Consider the following 13,607-nt stretch of genomic DNA (forward strand, 5'->3'; position numbering starts at 1 on the left):
TTCAAGTTCCTTCGCGTGGGTCAGGTTGTGCCAGTTGCGCTATCACGGCCGGGACCTGAAGAGTTCCGTCGATGCGGCGGATGATGTCCGTTGTCTCGTCTCGAAGTTCGACGGGAAGCACCTCCTGCGGTGCGTTCTGCCACGCCAACGGTCGTTGAAATCGGCGCACGGCAGTGGCGCCCACTGAGGTGTGAAGGCTGTTTGATGCCGGCCAACCTCCCCCATGGTTCTGCGCCCAGGACACCGCCACCCCAGTAGGGAAACCGTTGTACACGAGGCGACCGCACCGCGACTCAAGCGCGACGCGGAGGGACTCGTCGACGTCGGTGAGGTCCGCGGCGGTGTGTAGGGTCGCTGTGAGCGAGTGAGGCAGCTTGTCGATTGCCGCTAGGAGATGTGCTCCACCATCGTATCGAACAACAATCGCTATGGGTCCGAAGCACTCCTCGACCATGCCCTCAGTCAGCTCATCTAGGTGCACTTCCAAGAGCTGAGCCACTGGAATATCCTCCGCCACACCGTCCATCTGGCCGGAGGCCACCCGCCGCACTACATGTTGCCTGATCAGGGTGTTGACCCCTTGGGCAAACGACTTAGTGATCCCGGCGTTGAGCATGACGGTGCCGGGCTGGCTCTCGATTACCTCAGCAGCCGCACTCACGACCCGATCTCCGTCCGCGCCCGACGGAACGAAGGCGACCCCTGGCTTGGTGCAGAATTGACCCGCACCGAGGGTGACTGAGGAAGCGAGGCCCCGTCCGATCTCCTCTGCGCGCTCAGCCGCCGCCCCTTCGCTGACAACAAGCGGGTTCACGCTACCCAGCTCGCCGTAGAAGGGAATGGGCTGAGTGCGCTGCTCGATGAGGGCCATAAGGGCACGACCACCCTGTACGGAGCCGGTGAATCCGACGGCGCTCACGCTCGGGTGCTGCACCAACTGCGAACCCGCCGGCCGACCATACACGATCCCGATGGTCCCCTTGGGTGCGCCCAGACGCTCGGCTGCCTCCTGCATCGCGGCGTGGCAGAGTCGGGACGTGTCGGGGTGGGACTCATGGGCCTTGACCACTACCGTGCAACCGGCTGCGAGGGCAGCGGCGGTGTCCCCACCCGGTACAGAGAACGCGAGCGGGAAGTTACTTGCCCCGAACACGGCTACCGGACCGATGGGAACTAACATCCTCCTGAGGTCAGGCCGCGGGCCCATAGCCGTGTCTCCTGAATGGTCGATGATTGCTTCGACGAAGCTTCCCTCCTCCACTACGCCCGCGAACATGCGCAGCTGGAAGCAGGTGCGGGTGAGCTCGCCGTCGATTCGGTCAGCGCCCAGCCCAGTTTCTGCGTCTGCTATAGCAACGATGTCCTCTCGACGCGCCGCGAGCGAGTCTGCCATCCCACGAATGAGTTTGGCACGCCAGCTGCGGTCCCGTTTGTGCAACTTCCGGAATGCCTCATGCGCAAGCAAACATATGGCATCCACCTGCTGCGGACTCGTCTCCACTCCTACCAGTGCACGTACATTGCCCGTGCGGGCGTCAACGCTCTCAACTTCAGCCACTTGTCTGCCTCTCCTTGATCGATGCGGGTACCAGGTCTTGACGCTGGGTGCCGAGTCCTGAAATGCCCATCTCAACGACGTCTCCGGCTTTAAGGTAAGGGAACCTACCCGACAAAGCGACTCCCTGGGGTGTTCCAGTGTTGATGACGTCGCCTGGTTCCAGTACGAGGAACTGCGACAGGTGCCAAACGAGTTCATTCACCGAGAAGACCATGTCCTTCGTGGACGAGTCCTGTCGTGGTTCCCCGTTCACTGTTGACCAAATGCGAAGCTCTTGTGCAGGGACCGAATCGGCTGGTACCAGCGTCGGACCGAGGGGATTGAACGTCTCGCAACACTTGCCCTTGGACCACTGCCCCAGCGACTCCTGCATTTGGTAGCGTCGCTCGGACACGTCATTGCTAACCGCGTAGCCCGCGATGAACCCTGCAGCCTGGTCGGGAGATTCCAGATAGCGCGTCCGACGTCCGATCACGACCGCGAGCTCCACTTCCCAATCAACCTGTGAGGCGCCCGGTGGGATCCGGACATCATCGTTTGGACCAACCACCGTATTGGGGTGCTTAAAGAAAAGGATGGGCTTTTCTGGCGGTGGGTCGTTGGTTTCGGCCGCGTGTGCAGCATAGTTCTGACCGATGCACAGGACCGCCATCGGTCGCGCGATCGGTGCTCCAACGCGAAGGCTCTCCGCGTCAGGCAAGACTGGTAAATGCCCGGCAACCAGTGCATCCCTCGTCCGCTCGATCCCGGAGGCGGCAAAAAATTCACCGTGCACGTCATTCGTGATTGAGGTCAGGTCATAGACGAGACCGTCCTCTGCGCGGACGCATGGACGTTCTGCACCAATTGGACCGAGACGAAGTAGTTCCATAGCTATCTCATTTCTTTGCATTAGCGAAAGGCACCAGGTCGCCGTCTGATTGCGTCTGGCCTCCGGCGGTGGTCACACAGTTCATGAGCGTGCCGACCTCAGGAATTTCGATGCTTACTACGTCACCCGGGAGCGTGGTGAAATCCAGCCCAGGCACGATTCCCGTTCCTGTAGAGAGAAGTGCGCCATCCGGAAGCGTGTAACATCGGAAAAGGTGTTCGACTAGTTCCGCGAAGCGACGAGTGAACGAGCCAGTGGTGGTTTCGCCCCGCCAAACCCCTACGCCGTCCCGCGTCACATCCATCTTTATCATCAACTGACGGTCTAGTCCGGCAGGGCCTCCAAGTTCCCACGCAGGACGGATACCGGAGGACAAGGCGAAAGCGCCGTTGTAGATTTTGGCTTGGGGGAGGTACAGCGGATTCTCGCCCTCTATTGACCGCGAGCTCATATCGTTGCCTACTGCGTAGCCGACAATTTCGGCGTGACAGTTTAGGATCAGGACGAGTTCGGGCTCCGGGACGTTGAGCAGAGAGTCGATCCGGATCGCGACCGGCGACCCGTCGGACACTACGCGCCACGCCGCGCTCTTGAAAAACAGTTCCGGTCTAGTCGCGCCGTAGACACGGTCGTAGACGTCTTGCACCACGGACTCTTCTACTCGCGCGTCTCTAGAACGCTTGTAGGTGACCCCGCTCGCCCATACCTCCGTCAATCCGTCCACCGGGGGCAGCAGCGACACAGTTCCGATATCAAAGGCCGGCGAGGTGGTGGTGGACTCGACTAGACTTCGGATCTCAGCAACACGAAGTTGGAGCAAGTTGCTGATCGAGTCGGTGCCCATTGCGCGGAGGGCGGTCCCGTCGAGCACCCCTACGTGGGTAGTTTGGTCGCGGGTTGCGTATCGAACAATTTTCGTCAAGAGGACATCTCCTGTTCGTGGACGGTCACGCCATCGCGGGCGCGCCGATGAATGCGTACGAGGAGCAGCCCGGCGGCCGCCGCCGGTACAGCGATGAAACCAAAGCCCGCCGAGAAGCCGGCAAACGCGATGAAAGTTCCTACGCAGTAGGGCGTCACGCCCGCAACCAGAAAGTTCGCGGTGCTCTGCAGGCCGAGCGTCGTTCCCATCCGCCCCGGAGGAGCGAGTTCACCTGCCACCGTGAACGCCAAACCGTTCCAGCAGATGACGAACGCACCAACGATCACCGAAAGCACGACGAGAAGTGGTAGGGGACCGTCAACTGCGAGGCCGAGCGACGCTCCGCCGGCCGCCATCCCAAACGCCACCACCCGCAACGGCATCAGCCGGTCAGGAACGTTATCGGACCAGCTTCCCACGAGTACCCGTGCACCCGCTCCTGTCAACTGCGCGACAGCGAACACCAAGCTCGCTGACCGCAGGGTGAGGCCGCGGTGACCGTGCAACATTTCAACAACGAAGGAGACGAAGGTCGCCTGGCACATTACGAGGGCGACGCCAGCAACGATGACGTTCCGGAGCGCACGCTGACGATTTCGACGTTCGTTGTCAGGCTCCTTTACCCGCGCTTCTATAGTTCCCGCAGTTCCGAACTCGTGGTCCTGTGGGGGTTCCCTGATCCAGATCCACGACGAGACCGCGGCCATCATAGCCACCGCTGCGAGGCTCCTGAAAGCAAAGCCTATCCCCCACCCTGCGACCATGGTTGGCAGCATCAGAGCGGCTGCGGCTGCACCCAGCGGTACCGACGTTTGACGCAGACCCATCGCAAACCCGCGGCGTTCCCTCGGGAACCAGCGAAGCACCGCTCGACCGCTAGCGGCGTTCACGGATGCGGCCGCCGCGCCCGCGAGAGCAAGGCAAAGGGAAAGGGGCCACAGCCCCGACACGGAACTCGTCAGCACCAAGAAGTACGCCGTCGCTGCAAGCCCGACAGCCATCACCGGGCGCTCGTCGAAGCGGTCTGTAGCGGCTCCCCAGAGGAGAAGGGTCATCACGAAGCCCGCCATTGGAGCGCCGAGGAGGATGCCGAGTTCGCCGAGGGATAACCCTTCCGCGTGGCGCAGCGCGGGTCCAATAGCCGCTAGCCCCACGAAGAACGTGCTTGTACTCGCCTGCGCAAACATCCCGACGATGAGCACAACCCACTTGTAACGAGTGCGTGCTTCCGTGCCGGATGTTTTTTTCAGGTGAGTCAACGGTCCAGCCGCCTACCCATGGACTTGTTGTACCGCTCTCCGACGGCCGCCCCTTTAGGCACCAGTCGCTCCAACTCGTCGAGTACACCTGGATCCAACTCTACGTATGCTGCATTCAAGTTGGCACCCAGGTTCCGGAAGCTACGAGTTCCGGGGATCGGGACGATGTCGTCACCGCGTGATAGGACCCAGGCCAGTGCCAGCGTGGCCGGTTGCATGCCGAGACGCTCCGCCAAGGCGAACATCGCTCCGGCGAGATCAAGGTTGTGGTCGAGGTTCTCGGGTGAGTAGCGCGGGTACCGACTCCGCCGCGCATCGTCCGCCGGTAGGTCTGTGGCGCTACGGTAGGCCCCGCCGAGCAACCCCCGACCGAGGGGGCTGTACGCCACGAGCCCGACGCCGAGCTGGCGCATGGTGACGAGCAGCTCGCCTTCGAGGTCACGCGACATCAGGGAGTACTCCTGTTGTACGACCGTGATCGGGTGAACTTCATGTGCCGCCCGAAGTGTCCGAGCAGTCACCTCGGAGAGCCCGATGTGGCCGATCTTGCCTTCCGCGACCAACTCCCCCAGCGTGCCGATCGATTCCGCGAGCGGAGTCGTGGGGTCGATCCTGTGCATGTAGTACAGGTCGACCCGGTCGGTGCCCAGCCGGGTCAGGCTGGCCTCGAGGGCCTCACGGATGCGCTCGGGGCGTCCGAGTCCCTCGCGCTGGATGCCGAATTTGGTCGCGAGCACGACATCATCGCGGCGGCCTGTGAGCGCGCGCCCCACGAGTTTTTCGTTGTGCCCCTGTCCGTAGGAGTTCGACGTGTCGAGGTGCGTGATCCCGGCTGCCATCGCCTCATGGAGCAGTCGGATCGAGGCCGCGTCGTCCACCTCTCCGTAGAGTCCCGAGAGCGGCATGCAGCCGAAGCCGAGCGCACTTATCTCGGGTCCTGACCGCCCGACTCGGCGACGAGGAAGTTCCCTGCTCACAGAGGAACCGCCAGGTACTTCGGTTCGAGGAACTCCAGGATTCCCGCGTCACCTCCCTCGCGCCCGAGCCCGCTCTGCTTCATCCCTCCGAACGGTGCGGCCGGGTCGCTGGCGACACCGCGGTTGATTGCGACCATGCCGGTCTCGATCCGCTCGGCCGTACGCACGGCTCGGCTCAGACTCGAGGAGTAGACGTAGGCGATCAGGCCCATGTCCGTGTCGTTCGCCCAGTCGATGGCTTCGTCGTCCCTGTCGAAGACGGTCACCGGGGCCACCGGGCCAAAGACCTCCTGGCGGATGATGTCATGCCCGTGATGAACGTCGGCGAGCACCGTCGGTGGATAGAAGGCCCCTGCGCGCTCCAACCGGGAGCCGCCCGTCAACACCGTCGCTCCTTCCGTCACGGCGTGGTCGACCAGCCGGGCGATCTTCTGGCACTCCGCCTCCGACACCATCGCCCCCACCTCGTTCGCTGGGTCGTCGCCCGGGCCTGCGCCGAGCTGGCCCATGCGCTCGGCCAATTGTCGGGTGAATGCTTCTGCCAAAGAGCGGTGCACGTAGAACCTGTTGGCCGCCGTGCACGCAGCACCACCGTTCCGCAACTTCGCCACCAGGGCGCCTTCGACCGCCTCATCGACGTCGGCGTCGTCCAGGACCAGGAAGGGCGCGTTCCCGCCGAGCTCCATGGAGGTGCTTACCACCTGATCTGCAGCTTCGTGCAGCAGTGCGCGTCCAACCTCGGTGGAACCGGTGAATGACAACTTACGGACCGCCGGGTGGTGCAGCATCGCACTGACCGCCGGTCCGGGATCGGCCGGTGTCACGCAGTTCACGACACCTGCCGGCACACCGGCGCGCTTCAGCAGGTCCATGAGGTAGGTGGCCGTCAGAGGAGTCTCGGTTGCCGGCTTAAGCACCACGGAACAGCCCGCTGCAAGGGCTGGCCCGATCTTGCGCGTCGCCATCGCTGCCGGGAAATTCCACGGCGTCACCAGGACGGCGACACCGATCGGCTGATGCGTGACGATGATCCGCTTGTCGCCGCCGGGGGCGACCCGGAAGTCGCCTTCGACCCGAACGGCCTCCTCGGAGAACCACCGGAAGAACTCCGCGGCGTAGTCAACCTCCCCGAGTGCGTCCGCGAGCACCTTGCCGTTCTCGCGGACGATCAAACGGGCGATGGTGTCACGTTCCTCAGTCATCAGCGTGAACGCGGTACGCAGAATCTCTGCGCGCGCGCGGGGCGGCGTCGCCGACCAGGACGGGAACGCATCCCGTGCTGCCTCGACGGCCTCGATGCACTGCTCCGCCGAGGTGTCGGCGACCTCGGCGATCACTGACCCGTCGGCCGGATCCACCACGGACTGGGTGGCACCTTCGGTGCTCTGAACCCAGCATCCGTTGATGAAGGAGCCGGTGAAATGCTCCTGGTTCTGCTGAGTGGTAATCATCTGTGCGCCACAGCTGCGACGGTCTCACGCTCGGCCAGAATGCTGAGTGCAACGTCGATGATCATGTCCTCTTGGCCGCCGACGTACCCGAGTTCGCCTACGCGGCCCAGGATCTCGTGCGCTGGCACGCTGTACCGCTGCGAGGCTGCCTCCGCGTGTTTCAGGAAACTGCCGTAGACGCCGGATTGACCCTGGATGATGGTCGTGCGTGTCATCAGCGGCGGGTTGATGAACGGGCGCACCACGTCGTCGGCGGCGTCGAGGAGGGCGGGTGTGTCGAGTCCGGTCGGGATCCCCAGCCGGTCGAACACCACCGAAAGAACCTCGGTAGGGCTGTTGCCCGCCGCAGCTCCGAGTGCGCAGAGCGTCCCGTCGATTTGCCGGGCACCGGCCCGGTACGCGAGCACGGAGTTGGCGATACCCAGGCTCAGGTTTTGGTGGCCGTGGAAGCCGACCTGTGCGTCGGTCCCTACCTCCTCGACGACGGCGCGGACCCGGTCGTAAGCTTCCTCAAGGACCAGTGCGCCCGCGGAGTCGACGACGTAGACGCACTGGCAGCCGGCATCGACCATGATGCGGGCTTGGCGGGCCAGTTCGGCCGGGGTCACGCTGTGGCTGAGCATGAGGAAACCGACCGTCTCCAGGTTCATGTCCCGCGCTGCGGTGAAGTGCTGGACCGAGACGTCGGCTTCTGTGGCGTGCGTGGCAACCCGGATGATGGACGCGCCGGCGGACGCGGCCTCCTTCATGTGCTTGATGGTGCCTACGCCAGGGAGCAGGAGGCAGGCGATCCGTGCGCGGGTGGCCTCGTCGGCGGCGGCGGCAACGAGGGAGATCTCGTTCGTCAGTGAGAACCCGTAGTTGAACGACGACCCGCCCAAGCCGTCTCCGTGGGTCACTTCGATGACTTGGATGCCGGCCTTGTCGAGGGCCCGGACGGTGTCTCGGACCTGCTTTTCGGTGAACTGGTGGCCGACCGCATGGCTGCCGTCGCGCAGCGTCGTGTCCGTGACCCTGACCGGATCGAGCGGTGCGCTGCCGGCTGTTGCGAGGGAGTCGTTCATGCCGAGACCTCCTGGGTTGACTTGGCGAGCATTGCGCCGACGCGTGCTGCGGCCGACGTCATGATGTCGAGGTTCCCGGCGTAGGCGGGCAGGTAGTCAGCCGCCCCTTCGATGCGCAGGAAGATGCCGACCCGCGCTTGGCCGCCCCACCCCGGTCGGGGGTCGTCGAACTGCGGATCGTTGACGAGTTCGTAGCCGGCGACGTACTGCTGTACCTCGGCGACCTTGGCGTGGATGGACTCCTCGATGGCGTGGCGGTCCGCGTCGGGTGAGATCGCGCAGAACACGGTGTCCCGCATGATCATGGGCGGCTCCACGGGGTTGAGGATGATGATCGCTTTGCCCCGTCCAGCTCCGCCGACGTTCTCGATGGCTTCTGCCGTGGTCTCGGTGAACTCATCGATGTTCGCCCGGGTTCCCGGGCCTGCCGACCTGGAGGCGATCGAGGCGACGATCTCGGCGTATGGCACCGGTGTCACTGCGCTGACAGCGGCGACCATTGGGATAGTCGCCTGGCCACCGCAGGTGACCATGTTCAGGTTCGGTGCCCCCAGGTGCTCGTCGAGGTTGACCGACGGGACGACGTACGGGCCGACGGCAGCGGGCGTCAGATCGATCGCCGTGACGCCCGCCTCGGCGTATCGCGGCGCGTGGGCGGCGTGTACCTGTGCCGCGGTGGCCTCGAAGACGATATCCGGGAGTTCCGCCCTTTGTAGGAGCCAGTCGACCCCCTCACTGGACACCTCGATTCCGAGTTCGTGGCCCCGGGCCAGTCCCTCGGAGGCAGGGTCGATCCCGATCAGGTAGCGCAGCTCGATCTCCGGCGTGCGCTCCAGCTTGATCATAAGATCGGTCCCGATGTTGCCGGAACCGACGATGGCGGCGGTGAGTGTCATGGGAACTCCAATTGGGATTGTTGATGTGCTGCTGGTCAGAGACCGAGGAGCCGGCGGGGATTGTCGATGACGGTCCGGCGGAGATCTTCCTCCGGTACGCCATGGTGAAGGAGGTTGTCGAGCAACACCCGCAGGGTCTCGTGAGGGGAGGGCGTCTGGATGCCACCTCCGTCCGAGGCGAGCACCACGTTGTCGCAGCCCACCCGTTCGATGATCTGTAGGACGTTCTCCAACCGGAGCTTGTCCCAGAAGCCCCCGACGAGGATCGAGCAGATCTCGACGAGGGCGCCTCGGCGGACCACCTCCTCGATGAACTCGTAGTCGCAGTCCGGCATGTACATCACGTGGTTGACCAGCACGCGGGTCCCGACCATTGCGGCGTCATCGACCACGGCCAAGATCTCGTCGGGGGCGAGGTGGCTGGTCGCAAGCAGTGCGTTGCTTTCGGCCAGTAGTCGGTTCACTTCGCGGGCCTCGTCAGTGAGACGGCCCTGTTCGTCGAGGACCGTTAGCCCTTTCGCCCCGGCTGGGTTCTGGAGCTTCATGAAACTGTTCCCCCAGCCGCCGAGAGTGCCTGTGATCTCTGCGTGGTAACAGGAGTGGCCGCTCGGCATCCAGACCACCTTGCCTCCGACGGCGAGGCAAGCGTGGACAGCTGTCGGGTTGATCCCCCCAACCGGATAGTTCAACGTGATTCCGCCATACATCGTGAAATCGGGGACCATCTGATTGACCAGGTGTGCACGTACCGCAGTGCTCTCGAAGTGACACTTGACGGCCATCCCGCCCATGCCCGCGGTCGCGCACCTTCGGGCGATCTCGGCGTCGTCGCCGAGCCGCGGGAACAGGTCCGGGCCGGTGTGCACGTGCATGTCGATAGCGCCGGTCATGTCGAACATTTGGCCTCCTCAGTGTCGTGAAGCAGGGAAGGGTCGGGAACGGTGTTCCCCGCGACGCGTCGCAGCGTCTTGGCGTACTGGCCCAGGGCGCGGTCGTCGAGAGCACCAGTCAGGCGCAGGAGCACCGTGCCTTGGGTGAGCCTGTGCTCAGGTTGGAGCATTTGGCCGCCCTCGTCGAACCCGTAGGTCTGGGCGACGAGGGTTTGTTTGTCGAGCTGGCGAAGTCTGGCCTGTACGTCCCTAGGCGTGTCATAGACCTCCACGACACCGCCCTCGCGGATCACCCGGCGGGGGTCATCGGTGGATACGCGCAGGTCGTCGAACGCGGCGGCGCGTGGGCGCGGGTGCCCCGGTGGTGCCGGAGCGGGAGGCGTGCACACGGCGATGTGTCGGACCGGGAGACCGGCCTCCCGCAGCCCCTGTGCAACCCCCACCGCTGTGGCGATGGCCACCTCGTCAGGTCCTGGCGTGGCGCCAGGCGCCTCGAGTTGCGCCGTGGCGGAGCCAGTGAGGACTGCAAGGAGTAAACACGCCAAGGCGCCGGGCACGCCGAATTTGAGTGCGGCGGATGCGCTGCGCGTCCTCATCGGCTGCCCGCCTGAGCGGAGAGCCGCGTCCGGTCACCATCCCAGGCGGCCTCAAGGATTGCGAGGAGCAACGATTCGTCGGCGGGGACGGGAGCGTTCTGCACGAGCCTCGCGAAGGTGCTGGTCTGCGCGGCGAACGCCGGCAGCTGAGCACGGTCGGCGCCGATCTCGGCCAGGGACCGAGGGATGCCGATATCTGTGAAGAGGGACTGCACCTCATCGATGACCGCGGTGACCCTGTCGTCGGTGGCGCTTCCGGAGGGGACGCCCAGCGCGTCGGCGACCGCCAGCAGGTCTGCCTCGCGGGCCGACCGGGAGACTTCGAGCACGTAGGGCAGGAGCAGACCGACCCCAAGCCCGTGCGAGGTGTGCGTGGCCGCCCCGACGGAGTACTGCAGCGCGTGTCCGAGGTGGGTTCCTGCAGAACCGAACGACATCGCTGCGCACAGGCTCGCGTAGGACATCGACGTACGGGCGCTCTCGTCCGCGGGGTCACTGACTACCCGGCGCAACGACGATGCGATCGCGGTGACCGCCTCCAGCGCCAGCGTGCGGCCCAGCCGGTTGGTGCCGACGAAGACGGGGAGCTCCTCGCCCCAGTTGGGCGTACGTCGGCCAGCCGTCAGTGATTCTAGCGCGTGCGCCAAGGCGTCGGCGCCGGAGTGGGCGGACACGACCTGCGGACATCCCAGGGTGAGCGAGGGATCGACCACGGCGTACGTCGGGACGAGGTAAGGGCTGGACACCCCCACCTTCAGCAGACGCTCGGGATCCGAGACGACAGCCACTGGGGTGACCTCCGAGCCGGTGCCGGCCGTGGTTGGTATTGCCACCAGCGGACAGACCGGACCCGGGACGAGGTTCTCGCCGTAGTAGCGCGACAAGGGCCCAGGGTGTGTGATCAGCAGCGCAGTGGCCTTCGCGAGGTCCAGGCTGCTGCCACCCCCGAACCCCACGATGACGTCGGGCCCAAAGGCGCGCGCCTCTTGCACCGCGGCGCCGATGACGGTGAGGGGCACCTCGGGCACACCCTGGGCGAAGACGGCAACCTTCACTCCGCGAGACTGCAGTTCCTCGACGAGGGAGAGGAATGTGGAGGTGCGTGCCATGGTCGGGTCCGAGCAGATCAGGGCTCGGCTTCCGTGCCGCTGCACCAGGTTGGGTACCGAGGCCACGCTCCCGGCGCCGAAGAGGATCTGGTCGGGCAGCCTGAGGACGCCCGTCGTGTCGGCAGATAACGGAGCCGGCCGCACGTTCTCGGAAGGGATGGTCATGGCAGCAACTCCTCCGCGGCCTTCCAGACCGCATCCGGGATGGGGATTCCGTGGGCGATTCGCTCCGCACGGGTGCGGCGCGCCCGGTCGCCGGGCACGTCGATGCTGGTGAAACCCTCGGCGAGTGGGCTGTTGCGCACCTCATCGAGGTATGTGCCCATCCGTGACGCGACTCCGCCCAGCCCCAGTGCGTCGGGGCTGAACACGACGAACAGGTCACCCTTGTTGCACACCGCCCGCGCGTCCAGGGTGCCGAGCACGCGCTGGCCGGTCTCGGAGCCGGTGAGCCCAGCGACGACCAACTCGAGCGCAAGGCCGAGCGCGTAACCTTTCGGCCCCCCGAATGGTGAGATCGCGCCGTCCACGGCAAGCTCGGCGTCCATGGTGGGAGCCCCCTCGGCGTCGATCGCCCATCCTTGACCTAGTGGCTTGCCGTCGCGTGCGAAGGCAAGGATCTTGCCGCGCGACGCAGCACCGGTGGCCATGTCGAGCACGAACGGCTCGCCGTCAGTGGGTACGCCTACGCCGATCGGGTTGGTGCCGACCATCGCGGTTCGCCCACCCGACGGGTGCACCAGGGCTTCGCTCGTGGTGAAGGCAAGACCGATGTGGCCGGCATATGCCACGCGTTCGACGTAGCACGCGAGCATCCCGACGTGGTTGTTGTTGCGCACGCTTCCGACCGCCAGGCCGACCTTCGAGGCACGTTCGATCAACTGGTCGACCACGTGGAAGGCGACGACGGGCCCGAGGCCCCGTGCACCGTCCACGTCGAGGTACGACTCAGACACCCACTTCTCCACAGGGACGGCGGCCGCGTCAATGACTCCGTTGGTGATGCGCTCGACGAGCACGGGCAGGCGCTGCAGGCCGTGCGACTGCTGGCCGCGGAGGTCTCCCTCAACCAATACGCGGGCCTGGATCTTGGCCGCGGGACTGGGCGCCCCGTGGGCCAGCAGCACCTTGGAGACAAGCTCTAGCTCGTCGGCTTCGTTGACGATCATGTTCCCGAGGCCGCCACCCGGACCGGCTGGGTGCCGCTGAGCAGCGCCTGACCGGTTGCCTGTGCGAAGTGGTCTATCGCCGCCTCGGGCGGACGGCCGTAGGCGCCCGCGTGGCTGACTCGCAGCCCGGTCGTGCGCTGGAGACGCACCAACGTCTCGGCGTAGCCCAGAAGAAGGCCGTAGGCGTCCAGCACCGGAACTCCGGCAAGCGTGTGGATGCCTCGCCGCACGATTGACGTGTTGAGCACACCCTCTGCGGGCACAATGAGGTCAGCACCGCGGTCAACCGCGACCTGGGCAACCTTCTCCAGGCGAGCCTCGAGGTCGCCTCCGCCGGTGTAGACGTCCTCGAGCTCTTCCTCGGTGATGGGCGGATCGAGGGGCAACGTCGCCGCGACCCGTGCGTCCGCACCGTACCGGTGCGCGAGCTCTTTCAGGGCGAACAGTTGCTCGCCCTCCAATCCGATGAGGCCGAACCTGCCTCCCACCGACGTGCCGAGGAGCAGGGACGTCTCGCAAATACTGACGACGGGGATGTCCACGAGGCTCCGCGCCTCGCGCAGCCCAGGATCGAAGAAGCAGCTGATCGCCATCGCGTCAAACCCCTGACGTTCCGCCTGGACGGCGTTGTAGGCGATCTGCGATGCAAGCACGTGATTTGACCAGGGAAAACGGGTGGCCTCGATCGGGTTCATCTCTTTTGGGTAGCTGCCTGGTCGCACACCGTGCACCTCCACCGTGGTGTCAGGGGCACATACCCGTGCCGCGTGCTCGCGGAGCATGGTGGCGTACGCAGGCAGCAGCTCGAGGTCGGTGAAGCTCTGGTGCCAGATCCGGAGAGCCAT

13 protein-coding genes are annotated in these 13,607 nt (G+C 65.1%); all 13 read right to left on the minus strand.

Annotated elements, in window-relative coordinates; all coding sequences use genetic code 11:
- Nucleotide 1: 1 nt before the first annotated feature.
- Nucleotides 2-1,558: an aldehyde dehydrogenase (NADP(+)) gene (locus DPQ65_RS02600; protein WP_114905830.1), complete on the minus strand. Its 1,557-nt coding sequence runs from the start codon at nucleotides 1,556-1,558 to the stop codon at nucleotides 2-4.
- Nucleotides 1,551-2,429 (minus strand): fumarylacetoacetate hydrolase family protein, encoded by an 879-nt coding sequence (locus DPQ65_RS02605; protein ID WP_114905831.1) that lies wholly within the window; start codon nucleotides 2,427-2,429, stop codon nucleotides 1,551-1,553. Before DPQ65_RS02605 ends, DPQ65_RS02600 begins: the two co-directional genes overlap by 8 nt.
- A 7-nt stretch (nucleotides 2,430-2,436) precedes the next feature.
- Nucleotides 2,437-3,300: a fumarylacetoacetate hydrolase family protein gene (locus DPQ65_RS02610; protein ID WP_202862984.1), complete on the minus strand. Its 864-nt coding sequence runs from the start codon at nucleotides 3,298-3,300 to the stop codon at nucleotides 2,437-2,439.
- A gap of 47 nt (nucleotides 3,301-3,347) precedes the next feature.
- A complete protein-coding gene (locus DPQ65_RS02615; RefSeq protein ID WP_114905833.1) occupies nucleotides 3,348-4,553 on the minus strand; it encodes an MFS transporter in 1,206 nt (401 codons plus the stop codon).
- Between the two features lie 53 nt (nucleotides 4,554-4,606).
- Nucleotides 4,607-5,587: an aldo/keto reductase gene (locus DPQ65_RS02620; RefSeq protein ID WP_272947627.1), complete on the minus strand. Its 981-nt coding sequence runs from the start codon at nucleotides 5,585-5,587 to the stop codon at nucleotides 4,607-4,609.
- Complete coding sequence (locus tag DPQ65_RS02625) at nucleotides 5,584-7,038, minus strand: NAD-dependent succinate-semialdehyde dehydrogenase (protein WP_114905835.1); 1,455 nt, start codon at nucleotides 7,036-7,038, stop codon at nucleotides 5,584-5,586. The genes DPQ65_RS02620 and DPQ65_RS02625 overlap by 4 nt, the downstream gene beginning before the upstream one ends.
- Nucleotides 7,035-8,102 (minus strand): 4-hydroxy-2-oxovalerate aldolase, encoded by a 1,068-nt coding sequence (dmpG, locus tag DPQ65_RS02630; protein WP_114905836.1) that lies wholly within the window; start codon nucleotides 8,100-8,102, stop codon nucleotides 7,035-7,037. The genes DPQ65_RS02625 and dmpG overlap by 4 nt, the downstream gene beginning before the upstream one ends.
- Nucleotides 8,099-8,998, minus strand: coding sequence for an acetaldehyde dehydrogenase (acetylating) (locus DPQ65_RS02635; protein ID WP_114905837.1), 900 nt, complete (start codon nucleotides 8,996-8,998; stop codon nucleotides 8,099-8,101). Before DPQ65_RS02635 ends, dmpG begins: the two co-directional genes overlap by 4 nt.
- Before the next feature lie 35 nt (nucleotides 8,999-9,033).
- Entirely contained in the window at nucleotides 9,034-9,897 is an 864-nt protein-coding gene (locus DPQ65_RS02640; protein WP_114905838.1) for a DUF6282 family protein, read from the minus strand.
- Entirely contained in the window at nucleotides 9,885-10,349 is a 465-nt protein-coding gene (locus DPQ65_RS15465) for a hypothetical protein (protein ID WP_162801974.1), read from the minus strand. Before DPQ65_RS15465 ends, DPQ65_RS02640 begins: the two co-directional genes overlap by 13 nt.
- Before the next feature lie 131 nt (nucleotides 10,350-10,480).
- The gene (locus DPQ65_RS02650; protein ID WP_114905840.1) at nucleotides 10,481-11,758 is read right to left on the minus strand and encodes an iron-containing alcohol dehydrogenase; all 1,278 of its coding nucleotides are present in this window, start codon (nucleotides 11,756-11,758) and stop codon (nucleotides 10,481-10,483) included.
- Nucleotides 11,755-12,762, minus strand: a complete 1,008-nt coding sequence (locus DPQ65_RS02655; RefSeq protein WP_114905841.1) for an Ldh family oxidoreductase — start codon at nucleotides 12,760-12,762, stop codon at nucleotides 11,755-11,757. The genes DPQ65_RS02650 and DPQ65_RS02655 overlap by 4 nt, the downstream gene beginning before the upstream one ends.
- Nucleotides 12,759-13,607 carry an aspartate/glutamate racemase family protein gene (locus DPQ65_RS02660; RefSeq protein WP_114905842.1) on the minus strand — a complete coding sequence of 283 codons (849 nt, stop codon included), beginning with the start codon at nucleotides 13,605-13,607 and terminating at the stop codon, nucleotides 12,759-12,761. Before DPQ65_RS02660 ends, DPQ65_RS02655 begins: the two co-directional genes overlap by 4 nt.

It is taken from the genome of Ornithinimicrobium murale (assembly GCF_003352835.1).
GTDB classification, from domain to species: domain Bacteria; phylum Actinomycetota; class Actinomycetes; order Actinomycetales; family Dermatophilaceae; genus Ornithinicoccus; species Ornithinicoccus muralis.

What these genes read in the sequence shown, in the direction of transcription:
- dmpG (WP_114905836.1), bottom strand. Translation starts at nt 8,102, where the DNA reads ATGAACGACTCCCTCGCAACAGCCGGCAGCGCACCGCTCGATCCGGTC.
- DPQ65_RS02640 (WP_114905838.1), bottom strand. Translation starts at nt 9,897, where the DNA reads ATGTTCGACATGACCGGCGCTATCGACATGCACGTGCACACCGGCCCG.
- DPQ65_RS02660 (WP_114905842.1), bottom strand. Translation starts at nt 13,607, where the DNA reads ATGGCTCTCCGGATCTGGCACCAGAGCTTCACCGACCTCGAGCTGCTG.
- DPQ65_RS02655 (WP_114905841.1), bottom strand. Translation starts at nt 12,762, where the DNA reads ATGATCGTCAACGAAGCCGACGAGCTAGAGCTTGTCTCCAAGGTGCTG.
- DPQ65_RS02635 (WP_114905837.1), bottom strand. Translation starts at nt 8,998, where the DNA reads ATGACACTCACCGCCGCCATCGTCGGTTCCGGCAACATCGGGACCGAT.
- DPQ65_RS02625 (WP_114905835.1), bottom strand. Translation starts at nt 7,038, where the DNA reads ATGATTACCACTCAGCAGAACCAGGAGCATTTCACCGGCTCCTTCATC.
- DPQ65_RS02605 (WP_114905831.1), bottom strand. Translation starts at nt 2,429, where the DNA reads ATGGAACTACTTCGTCTCGGTCCAATTGGTGCAGAACGTCCATGCGTC.
- DPQ65_RS02650 (WP_114905840.1), bottom strand. Translation starts at nt 11,758, where the DNA reads ATGACCATCCCTTCCGAGAACGTGCGGCCGGCTCCGTTATCTGCCGAC.